Origin of the sequence: Enterococcus casseliflavus NBRC 100478 (assembly GCF_001544095.1) — a bacterium.
Classification (GTDB): Bacteria; Bacillota; Bacilli; order Lactobacillales; family Enterococcaceae; genus Enterococcus_D; species Enterococcus_D casseliflavus.
In genome coordinates, this window is sequence record NZ_BCPT01000020.1 from 1 (window position 1) to 12,161 (window position 12,161).

7 protein-coding genes are annotated in these 12,161 nt (G+C 46.1%); 5 read left to right on the forward strand and 2 right to left on the reverse strand.

Annotated elements, in window-relative coordinates; all coding sequences use genetic code 11:
• Window positions 1–301: 301 nt before the first annotated feature.
• From ECA1_RS14345 to vanS, 5 genes are all read left to right on the forward strand, one after another.
• A complete protein-coding gene (locus ECA1_RS14345) occupies window positions 302–1,354 on the forward strand; it encodes a D-alanine--D-serine ligase VanC2/3 (protein ID WP_060792851.1) in 1,053 nt (350 codons plus the stop codon).
• Window positions 1,351–1,923, forward strand: coding sequence for a D-Ala-D-Ala dipeptidase/D-Ala-D-Ala carboxypeptidase VanXY-C (locus ECA1_RS14350; protein WP_060792852.1), 573 nt, complete (start codon window positions 1,351–1,353; stop codon window positions 1,921–1,923). Before ECA1_RS14345 ends, ECA1_RS14350 begins: the two co-directional genes overlap by 4 nt.
• Complete coding sequence (gene vanT, locus ECA1_RS14355; RefSeq protein ID WP_060792853.1) at window positions 1,920–4,022, forward strand: membrane-bound serine racemase VanT; 2,103 nt, start codon at window positions 1,920–1,922, stop codon at window positions 4,020–4,022. Before ECA1_RS14350 ends, vanT begins: the two co-directional genes overlap by 4 nt.
• 98 nt (window positions 4,023–4,120) lie before the next feature.
• A complete protein-coding gene (gene vanR-C, locus ECA1_RS14360; RefSeq protein ID WP_005228837.1) occupies window positions 4,121–4,816 on the forward strand; it encodes a vancomycin resistance response regulator transcription factor VanR-C in 696 nt (231 codons plus the stop codon).
• Complete coding sequence (vanS, locus tag ECA1_RS14365; protein WP_015510159.1) at window positions 4,806–5,936, forward strand: vancomycin resistance histidine kinase VanS; 1,131 nt, start codon at window positions 4,806–4,808, stop codon at window positions 5,934–5,936. Before vanR-C ends, vanS begins: the two co-directional genes overlap by 11 nt.
• 83 nt (window positions 5,937–6,019) lie before the next feature.
• Here vanS and ECA1_RS14370 read toward each other — a convergent pair whose 3' ends face one another.
• Both ECA1_RS14370 and gltB read right to left on the reverse strand, forming a co-directional pair.
• On the reverse strand, window positions 6,020–7,459 hold the full coding sequence (locus ECA1_RS14370; protein ID WP_005228830.1) for a glutamate synthase subunit beta: 1,440 nt from the start codon (window positions 7,457–7,459) through the stop codon (window positions 6,020–6,022).
• 1 nt (window position 7,460) lies between these two features.
• Window positions 7,461–11,966 carry a glutamate synthase large subunit gene (gene gltB / locus ECA1_RS14375; RefSeq protein WP_172462580.1) on the reverse strand — a complete coding sequence of 1,502 codons (4,506 nt, stop codon included), beginning with the start codon at window positions 11,964–11,966 and terminating at the stop codon, window positions 7,461–7,463.
• Window positions 11,967–12,161 lie beyond the last annotated feature (195 nt).

The window sequence follows — 12,161 nt, forward strand, 5'->3', positions numbered from 1 at the left end:
AAAAAGCATGCTTCGGCGTGCTTTTTTTGTGTCAACGTTCCTGCTATTGCCTCCCCCTTTCCTTCAGAGTGCTCTTTTTTCACTATTTTTTCCACTCCATCTTATGGCAGCTTTTTCTACTTCAAAGGCTAGTTTCTTTCTGGTGTAAAAAGAGCGGCAGCTGTCGCCTTCCTTTTGTCATAAATTCGTCAGAATTTCATCACAAAAAGAAAAGAAAGATACCAGTAAGCCCGCAAATTTCTTTTTTCTTTCCTTGATAGACTGAATGTAGTAAGAATCGAAAAGCGGAAGGAAGAAAAACATGAAAAAAATCGCCATTATTTTTGGAGGCAATTCACCGGAATACACCGTTTCTTTAGCTTCAGCAACTAGCGCAATCGAAGCACTCCAATCATCTCCCTATGACTACGACCTCTCTTTGATCGGGATCGCCCCAGATGCTATGGATTGGTACTTGTATACAGGAGAACTGGAAAACATCCGACAAGACACGTGGTTGTTGGATACGAAACATAAACAGAAAATACAGCCGCTATTCGAAGGAAACGGCTTTTGGCTAAGTGAAGAGCAGCAAACGTTGGTACCTGATGTTTTATTTCCCATTATGCATGGCAAATACGGGGAAGATGGCAGTATCCAAGGATTGTTTGAATTGATGAAGCTGCCTTATGTAGGCTGCGGGGTGGCAGGTTCTGCCTTATGTATGAACAAATGGCTGCTGCATCAAGCTGCAGCAGCCATTGGCGTACAAAGTGCTCCTACGATTCTCTTGACAAATCAAGCCAACCAGCAAGAACAAATCGAAGCTTTTATCCAGACCCATGGCTTCCCAGTTTTCTTTAAGCCTAATGAAGCGGGCTCCTCAAAAGGGATCACTAAAGTCACCTGCGTTGAAGAAATCGCTTCTGCCTTAAAAGAAGCCTTTACTTATTGTTCCGCAGTGCTCCTACAAAAAAATATTGCCGGTGTTGAGATCGGTTGCGGTATTTTGGGCAACGACTCTTTGACTGTCGGTGCTTGTGACGCCATTTCATTAGTAGACGGCTTTTTCGATTTTGAAGAAAAGTACCAGCTGATCAGCGCCAAAATCACCGTCCCTGCGCCATTGCCTGAAACGATTGAAACCAAGGTCAAAGAACAAGCTCAGCTGCTCTATCGTAGTCTTGGTCTTAAAGGTCTTGCTCGCATCGACTTTTTTGTCACGGAGCGAGGAGAACTATACTTGAATGAAATCAATACTATGCCGGGCTTTACGAGTCACTCCCGCTATCCTGCCATGATGGCAGCGGTCGGCTTATCCTATCAAGAACTACTACAAAAACTGCTTGTCTTAGCAAAGGAGGAAGTCAAATGAATCCCTATCTACAGTTAGTTAGCAAAGAATTTCCGTTAGAAAAAAACCAAGAACCCCCTCATTTAGTCCTTGCTGCCTTCAGCGAAGACGAGGTTTACTTGCAGCCAGAAGCAGCCAAACAATGGGAACGGCTCGTCAAAGCCTTAAAGCTTGAAAACGAGATCTGCTTGTTAGATGGCTACCGAACCGAAAAGCAGCAACGGTATTTATGGGAATATTCCTTGAAAGAAAATGGGCTAGCCTATACGAAACAATTTGTGGCATTGCCCGGTTGCAGTGAACATCAGTTAGGCTTAGCGATCGATGTTGGTTTAAAGGGCAGCCAGGATGATTTGATCTGCCCACGATTTCGTGACAGCGCAGCCGCTGATTTATTTACCCAGGAAATGATGAACTATGGGTTTATTTTACGCTATCCCGCAGACAAACAGGAGATTACAGGGATTGGCTATGAACCATGGCATTTTCGTTATGTCGGTCTGCCTCATAGTCAAATCATCGCCAGTCAACAGTGGACCTTGGAAGAATACCATCAATACCTTGAACAAACTGCGAGGCAGTTCGCATGAAGAAGAATCAAGGAATCGAGCAATTCCGGGTGATTTTGGCGATGATGGTGGTGGCGATCCACTGTCTGCCTCTTCACCGCTTATGGCCTGACGGTGATATCCTGATCACGTTGACGCTCTTCAGAATTGCCGTCCCCTTCTTTTTTATGATCAGCGGATATTACGTGTTCAGCGACTTAGCCACCCAAAACAGCTATCCTGCCAGACAGCGTGTCTGGCAGTTTATTAAAAAGCAGCTGCAAGTCTACCTCATAGCCACACTGCTCTTTTTGCCGCTTGCTTGGTACAGCGGCATGCTTGGGTTGAACATGCCGCTGGGCACCTTTATCCAAACATTGTTGGTCACTGGCATTCTTTACCATCTTTGGTATTTTCCTGCGATCATTACCGGCAGTCTACTAGTGATGGGCCTCTTGACACGGCTTTCTTTCAAGCAGGTGTTTTTCATTGCTGTCGGTTTGTATGTGGTTGGTTTAGGTGGGGACAGTTGGTCTGGCCTGGCTGCACAAACACCCATTACGCCACTCTATTCACTGATTTTTCAACTATTGGATGGAACTCGCAACGGCATTTTCTTTGCTCCTTTGTTTTTGATCTTAGGGGTACTAGCCAGAAGATTTGCCAAGAAACCAGCTTCTCCCCATCGCTATAGTTATCTGCTGATCAGTCTGATTTGCTTGCTTTTGGAAAGTTACCTTTTGCATCACTTTACCACGCCGAAACATGACAGCATGTATGTTTTTTTGCCCTTCGTCCTGTTGTTTTTATTTCCGATCATCCAGCAATGGCAAGCACCCATAATCTGGAAACAAGCGGGTCGACTGTCCCTTTGGCTCTATTTGCTCCATCCTTATACCATTGCAGTGACCCATTTTCTTAGTCAAAAGCTACCCTTGCTGCAAAACAATCTGATCAATTTCTTGGTGGTCTTAGGACTGACCATTGGGGTGGTGCATGGTCTCTTTGCTTTGCAAAAGCTGTTCCCGTTTTCGAAAAAAACGCCGCTTCACTTGCAGCGAGCAGCCAAAGAATTTTCCGCCCCCGCTTTGTTGCACAACTTGCAGGAAATCAAGCGATTGATCCCAGCAACAACAAAAGTGATGGCGGTGGTTAAAGCGGATGCTTATGGTTGTGATGCGAAGACGGTTGCCGGTACCCTAGAAAGAGCCGGCGTCGATTTCTTTGCCGTTGCTACCCTTGAAGAAGCCATTGAATTACGGCGAGCAGGCATCAAAAGTCGCTTACTGATTTTAGGGTACACTTCTGCCCAACATGCCAAAGAGATGAAACATTATTCCTTGATTCAAACCATCGTTAGTGAGGCCCATGGGCATGCTTTAGCCCAAACAAGCATACCGATCGAATGCCATTTAGCAGTAGATACTGGTATGCACCGCTTAGGCGTTGCACCTGATCTTGAGACAGTTACTGGACTTTACGCCTTGCCATCTCTCAAGATCACAGGCATTTTTTCCCATCTAGGCTCTTCAGATCAGCTGGATACGGCAAGTATCTTGCGGACACAAGCCCAAATCACTTGTTTTGATGATCTGTTGGCTGGCTTATCCGCTAGAAATATCGTCTATGGACTGACACATCTGCAAAGCAGCTACGGAATATTGAATTACCCAGAGAAACACTATGATTATGTACGTCCAGGTATTCTTCTAACTGGTTCATTGAGCGTCCCGAACGAACCAACGAAGCAGAAGATAAACGTACAACCGATTTTGACACTCAAAGCCTTACTGGTAGACAAAAAAACAGTTGCCGCTGGTGAAGCGATCGGCTATGGATTAGGCACTATTTTTGATCGACCAGCCACGATCGGGATCGTTAGCATCGGCTACTGCGACGGGGTTCCACGTGCCCTATCAAACCAAGGGTTCCAACTTTCTTATCAAGGTGCTTTACTCCCGCAGATTGGGTTGGTTTGTATGGATATGCTCTTGATCGATTTAACGGACTATCCAGAACTGGCGGTCGAAAGTTCGCTCGAAGTAATCAGCGATTGGACGACTACCGCTGATCAAGCACAAACCATTACCAATGAATTGATCAGCCGCCTAGGTTCCCGCATCACCTCTAGTTCAAAGTAGAAAACGAATGCATTCGCTTACCGATTACGGTATGATGGGTGTAGAGTAAATGGTAGTGTAAATGAAAAATGATCGTAGATAGTTGGAGTGAATCAAGGATGGCAGAAAAAATAATTGTTGTTGATGATGAAAAAGAAATCGCGGAGTTAGTCACGACGTTTCTAAGGAATGAAGGCTTCCAAGTAGAACCTTTTTATGATGGAACGAGCGCTTTGGCCTATCTTGAAAAAGAAACGGTCGACGTGGCGGTTTTAGATGTGATGCTGCCGGATATCGACGGCTTCCAGCTGTTGCAGCAAATTCGTAAGACCCACTTTTTCCCAGTACTGATGCTCACGGCAAAAGGGGAAGACTTGGATAAAATCACCGGTCTAAGCCTTGGGGCAGATGATTATGTGACCAAGCCCTTCAATCCTTTAGAAGTCGTTGCTCGGGTCAAAACGCAGCTGCGGCGATACCAGCGTTACAACCAGTCAGCGAATCCCCAGAAGATTGAAGAATACGAAAAGGAAGGCTTACTGTTGAAAATCAATAGCCACCAATGTTTTCTTTATGGCAAAGAGGTTTTCTTGACCCCCATCGAATTTAAAATCTTGCTTTACTTATTTGAACACCAAGGATCGGTCGTTGCCTCGGAAACCCTTTTTGAAGCAGTTTGGAAAGAAAAGTATTTAGACAACAATAACACAGTGATGGCACATATCGCCCGTTTGCGGGAAAAACTGAACGAACAACCCCGCAAACCGAAATTAATCAAAACCGTATGGGGGGTCGGCTATATCATTGAAAAATAGAAGTCCATTGATCCGCAAGCTCTTGACCCAATACTTTATCACCACGGGCATCTTGATGGCGATCTTGATCATCATTCCTTTCGCAGTACGCTTCGTTGCTGGAATGAGGGTCTGGTATGGCTATGAACCCATTTATCAAATTTTACGACTTTTTGCTGACTATTGGCTTCTTTGCTTAGCCATCGGGGCCTTACTGATTTGGGTGAGCACAACGATTTATTATATGAGTAAAGCTATCAGTTATTTGAATGAAACGATCCAAGCCACAAACCAACTGATTGCCGAACCCACGAAGCGAATCGTTCTTTCCAGCAATATGATTGATGTGCAAGAAGAAATGAACCAGTTGCGAGAGAAAAACTTACAGGATCAACGAGCCGCCAAAGAAGCGGAACAACGAAAAAATGATTTGATCGTCTATCTCGCACATGATTTACGAACGCCTTTGACCAGTGTGATCGGCTATTTGACGCTTTTAGAAGAGGAACCGCAGCTTTCTACCGAACTACGCGCACGCTATACGAAGATCGCCTTGCAAAAAGCCCAACGGCTGGAACTATTGATCAGCGAATTTTTCGAAATCACCCGCTTTAATCTTACAACGATCGCCTTGCAAACTGAAACCACGGATCTGAGCTTGATGCTGGAACAGTTGACGTTTGAATTTTTGCCGCTGTTAGAAGAAAAAAATCTCCATTGGCAACTTCAGCTACAGAAAAAAGTCTTTGCGACCGTTGATACGGAGAAAATGGAACGCGTTTTTGACAACTTGATCCGCAATGCCATCAATTATAGCTATCCTAACTCCCCTTTGCGATTAGCCATCAGCGAGTCTGATGATATCCTGATTCGTTTGACCAATCAAGGAAAAACGATCCCAGCTGAAAAGATCGGCTTGATTTTTGAGCCTTTCTACCGCATGGATGCTTCCCGAGCAACAGCGACGGGTGGGACGGGTCTTGGTTTGCCGATCGCCAAAGAAATCGTTGAAGCATTAGGTGGAAAGATTTGGGCGGAAAGCCGTGATGAAACCATCGTCTTTTCGATTCGCCTACCGAAGGCAGCAATGGAAAAAAATGAACAGCTGTCAAAGCCCCATCCATCTGAACCAACCGCTTAACAGGCAAACAACCTGAGCATTTCGCTGCTCCCCTTCTAATTCAGAAGGAGGAATAGCTGCTCAGGTTGTTTTTTATTGATTGCTTATTGATACACCAAAGATCGTAACGCTTGATCGACTTTTTCTGCCGCTAAGCGTCCTTCACGAATCGCCCAGATGACTAAACTCGGTCCTCTTTTGGCATCTCCTGCGACTAACACTCGTTCATTGTTCGTCGTGTAATCATCGTACACTTCTCGCACACCAAAGGCATCGAAGAGTTGGGTCTCTGCACCAACAAAGCCCATTGCCAGCAAGACCAAATCCGCCTTGATCACTTGCTCTGTGCCAGGGATCGGCTGAAACTGTTGATCCACTGAGACCGTTTCGATGGCGATCAACTGGCCGCGTTCGGCGCCGATAAAGGCCGTTGTGGACACCCCATGATACGTCACTTGTGTTTGTAGCACTTCAGCCGCTTCTTCTTGCCCATATCCTGTGCGGGCTGTCATTGGGTATTCTGGCCAAGGATTGCTGTCGGTCCGTGTCAATGGCAGTTGGGGCGTGATCTCCAATTGACGCACAGAAGCGGCTCCTTGCCGAATCGCTGAACCAATACAGTCATTTCCAGTGTCGCCGCCACCAATCACGATAACATGCTTGCCAGCAAGTTTTTTACTTGTTGCCGCTTTGCCATGCTTTAACACATCTTTGGTTGCTTCCGTCAGATAATCGACTGCAAATTGCACCCCAGTCAATTCACGCCCTGGAATCTTCAAGTCACGAGGAACACTAGCTCCTGTTGCCAAGATGACCCGATCATACTGAGCGGCCAATTCTTCTGCCGACAAGTCACGACCGATCTCCGTATTAGCGACAAAGGTCACGCCTAGCTCTGCCATCAAGTCAATCCGTCGCTGAACGACGTCTTTATCTAATTTCATATTTGGAATACCGTACATCAGTAAACCGCCAAAGCGATCACTGCGTTCATAGACCGTCACTTGATGCCCTAGTTGATTCAAGCGCCATGCAGCGGATAAACCAGCTGGTCCGCTGCCGACGATGGCAACTTTGAACCCAGTCGCTTCTTGAGGCAATCCCGAGGCTTTGACCCAATCATTTTCAAAAGCAGTATCGATAATAAAGCGTTCATTGTCGTGGATCGTGACACCCGAGCCATTCAGTGCTTCGGTACAGCCTTTTTCACAAGGAGCTGGACAAACACGACCAGTCATTTCAGGTAATGGGTTGGTTTTGGCAAGACGCTCAAAAGCGGCTTGGAAACGCCCTTGATAAACCAAGTCATTCCATTCAGGAATCAGGTTGTCATTGGGACAACCTGAAACCGCTCGTTGCCCCCCGTAAAAAGAACCGGTATGACAAAAAGGAATCCCGCAGTTCATACAGCGTGCTGCTTGCTCTTGACGCTCATTTTCAGGCAATGGCGTCTGTAATTCTTGCCAGTCTTCGATTCGTTCTGCCACTGGTCGGGTAGGATTTTCTACTCTTGGGTACTTTAAAAAACCAAATGGATCTGCCATATTAGTCACGCTCCTTTCCTAGGATGGTCAATTGTGGACCGACGACAGCTTCGAAGGCTTTCGTCACAAGTTCATCTCCGACAAACCCTTGGTCCGCCAAGGTCTCCGTCGCTTGGATCATCTGATGGTATTCTGTCGGATAGACTTTGATGAAATGGTGCTGCTGATTTTCCCAATCTTCTAGGATCTCAGCCGCCTTCAATGAATCTGTATAGGCGAAATGCTGCTGGATCATCTCTTTTAGTTGGTGGTCATCGCCACTTTCGCCAATCCGATATAAATCGACCATTTCCCGATTGCATTTATCGGCAAAGGTTTGATCGGGGTCGTAAACATACGCCACGCCACCGGACATTCCAGCACCGAAGTTGCGGCCGGTTTTTCCTAATATCACCACGACACCGCCAGTCATGTACTCACAGCCATGATCGCCAACACCTTCGACAACGACATTGGCTCCACTGTTACGAACACAAAAGCGTTCGCCAGCAATGCCTCGGAAATAGCCTTCGCCTCGATTTGCCCCGAAGCACGCTACATTACCAACAATTGGTGAATGCTCTGCGTCATAAGCGGCATCTTCAGGTGGCACAATGATCAAGCGGGCACCGCTTAACCCTTTGGCTACATAATCGTTGGCCTCACCGATCAGTTTCAACTGGATGCCCTGGGTGGCAAAAGCCCCAAAGCTTTGTCCAGCAATACCTCGATACGTAAACTGTAACAGACCTGGCGTAACTTCATAATTGCCAAAACGTTCCGCGATCCAGCCTCCTAAACGCGCGCCGACTGAGCGTTGAACATTATTGATCGTATGATTCGTCACGATTTCTTGATTGTTGTCGATAGCAGCTTGTGCAAAAGCATCTAATTCTGGCCATTGACGTTTCTCAAGGAATGGATCGGTCACTTTGCGTTCGATTGGGATTGTCGTCCCAATCATTTTCGAAAAGTCTAATGATTTTGCTTTGCCTTTAGCAACGAAGCGTGGTGTCAACAATTCCGCATGTCCTACCATCTCATCGATGGTACGAAAGCCTAACTCAGCCATCGTTTCCCGTAGATCTTCTGCTAAAAAGTACATCGTATTGATGATGTGCTCAGGTTTTCCAGCAAAAAATTTTCGCAACGCTGGGTTCTGTGTAGCAATGCCGACAGGACATGTATTGATACTGCATACCCGCATCATGACACAACCAATCGCAACTAGCGCTAAAGAGGCAAAGCTATATTCTTCTGCTCCTAAAAGAGCAGCAATGGCGATGTCCCGACCCGTCATCAATTTTCCATCTGTCTCTAAGGTCATTCGCTGCCGCAAATGATTCATAGCTAACGTTTGATGGGCTTCTGCGAGCCCCATCTCCCAAGGCAAGCCGGCATCACGGATCGAATTTCTCGGAGAAGCACCGGTCCCACCGTCATAGCCTGAGATCACGACTACGTCTGCGCCAGCTTTGACGACACCGGTAGCGATCGTACCCACGCCCGTACTAGAAACCAATTTGACATTGATCCGTGCATACGGATTGATGGCTTTTAAGTCATAGATCAGCTGGGCTAGATCTTCAATCGAATAAATGTCGTGATGTGGTGGCGGTGAAATCAATCGAACACCAGGCGTAGACCCTCGAATCTCGGCGACCCACGGGAAGACTTTATTGCCTGGTAATTGGCCGCCTTCTCCAGGTTTCGCTCCTTGCGCCATTTTGATCTGAAGTTCATCTGCACTCATTAAATATTCGGCGTTGACACCAAAACGGCCAGAAGCTACTTGTTTGATGCGACTATTATAATTAATGCCCTCTACTGGTTTGAAACGATTTCGGTTTTCGCCACCTTCTCCACTGTTGGATTTTGCCCCGATCGCATTCATTCCTTCAGCAATACAGCGATGCGCTTCTTCACTTAGTGAGCCGTAGGACATCGCCCCGACTTTAAATCGTTTGACGATCGTTTCGACAGGCTCCACCTCAGCTAACGGAATACTGCGTCTTGTGTTCGCAAAGGTCCACATAGACCGTAACGTCGTTGGATTGTCCAATGCCTCTTGATTCATTTCCGCCGCATATTCTTTATAAAGCTCATAACTGCCTGTGCGAACGGCTTTTTGGAACCCATAGATCGTTTTTGGATTGAACAAATGATGCTCCCCATCGGCTTTGTACTGGAAACTACCGCCAGAATCAAGATAATCCATTCGTTTTTCACCATATGCTGCCTCATAACGCGTCAGATATTCTTGCTCGATTTGCGCTAACGAGAGACCACCGATACGGGTAACCGTGCCGGTAAAATATTCAGCGATGACTTTCTCAGAGATACCAACCGCTTCAAACAATTGTGCCCCGTGGTAACCGGCGATCGTTGAGATCCCCATTCGTGACATGATTTTGACAATGCCCTTTTCACATGCCTTGCGGTAACTCTCGATCTTCTCTGAAAGCTCAAAATGCGCCAATGTCTGGTAAGCCCCATAAGGATGGACCCCACTTGCTCCGTAGCCGACTAACATGGCATAATGATGGACCTCACAGACTTCCGCAGTATCCGCAACGATCGATGCCAAGGAACGTTTGCCTTTTCGCACCAAATAATTGTGCAGGCCTGATACCGCCAAGAGAATCGGAATCGCCACTTTTCCTTCTTGCGATTGGATGACTTCCCGATCACTTAAAATGACGATCGTTGCCCCAGCATCGATTTTTTGCTCCGTTTCTTTAAAAAGCGCTTCTAACGCTTGTTGCAAAGCTACACCGTTTTCTGGTACATAATCATAAAGAATCGACTGTAAAACCGCTTTTTGACCATTTTGATTTAACTGTTTGATCTTTTCATATTCACTCGTTTTTAACACAGGACTAGCAATCTTCAGCTTATTACAATTGATTCGGATGTCCTTTGAAACATCCCCATCTCGACCTAAAAACAGCTCGGTACCGATCACTAATTTTTCGCGAATCGCATCAATGGGTGGATTGGTCACTTGGGCGAATTGTTGCTTGAAGTACGTAAACAAGGATTGGGGACGTTCGCTCAAAATAGCTAAGGGTGAATCAAACCCCATGGAGATCACTGGTTCTTCTCCCGTTTGAGCCATAGGTAAAATCAACGTGCGTATGATCTCATCCGTGTAGCCATTTCGTTTCCAAAGGGTCTGAATCGCATCGTCTGCTGTTTCCTCCTGCTTCTCAGTGTCGGGAAGCAGCTCTGGTGTCAATAGGTGTTCCGCTAGCCACTCCTGGTAAGGGTGGGCATTCGCATAATGCGCTTTGATTTCTTGATTTCGTAAAATCACCCCTTTTTTGGTATCCACCAAAAACATATTTGCTGGTCCAAGCACCCCTTTTTCAATCACTTCCGATGCTGGCAGATCCACAACTCCTGACTCAGAGGCCACGACAACAAAACCAGCTTTCGTGATCGAGTAGCGAGATGGTCGCAATCCATTACGATCAAGGGCAGCTCCCACCATCTCCCCATCGGTAAAGCATAAAGCTGCTGGTCCATCCCAAGGGGCCATAAAGCTTGCATTGTATTCATTAAAAGCCGTCAGTTCTGGCGTCAAGCCAGCTTCTTTAGACCATGCTTCTGGCACCATCATCAACAGTGCTTGGGGAATGTCTCGACCTTGACGATACAAGTATTCCATACAGTTTTCCAGCTTTGCCGAATCGGAGTTTTCGTCATCGTAGACTTCGATCTGATGTCCATGCATCCAATTTTCCGCCCCGCGTAACGTGTTGATTTCGCCATTATGGGCTAAGAAACGAAAAGGTTGCGCCCGACTCCAGCTTGGAAAGGTATTCGTTGAAAAACGAGAATGGGTCAAAGCAATACTCGAAGTCATTTCTGGGCTTTGAAGATCTTTGAAAAACAAGCCAACTTGATAGGCATGCAGCATCCCTTTATAAACAACTGTCTTACTGGACAAGCTGCAGATAGACAACTCATCGGTATGATACGTTTTTTCCAGTTTACGCCGTAGCCGGTAAAGCTGATCTTCAAAGGGACGGCCAGCTGCTACATCGACAGGCTTTTCAATAAAGACTTGCACAAAAGATGGCATGACTTTTTGCGCCCCCGGCCCACACTGATAATAATCATATGGAACGTCGCGCTGCCATAAAACCGTAAAACCCGTTTGTTGAATATCTTTAGCTACTTCTTCTTGGACCTGTGCTGCTCGGAGCTTTTCTTTCGGTAAAAAAAACATCCCAACAGCATAGGCGCCTTTTTCAGGCAATGGGATTCCTGCCTCTTTTGCCTGCTGCTGAAAAAAAGGATCTGGCATCGCCATCAAGATTCCTGCTCCGTCCCCCGTGTCAGGTTCAGCGCCAGTTCCCCCTCGATGATTCATCCGTTCTAACATCGTTAAGGCATTTTGGACGAGCTCTCGGGAATAATGACCATTTTTCTGAGCAATGAACCCCATCCCACAAGCATCTTTTTCAAAAGCGGCATCGTACATCGTTTGGTTCGTTGTTTTCATCATCTCTAAATCACTCATGGAATCACACTTTCTTTCAATATTCTGAATATTCCGATTTTTAACAGTTTACAACCTGATTTTCTATCTGGCAAGTTTTTTTTACTTGATCCAATTTAGTTGATTTCTTCCTTCAAGGGTTACTTACATCCACAGAACAAATAGTGACTTGTAAATCACAGGCAGGAATCTTCGTCTAATAAGGTTTTTTTATTA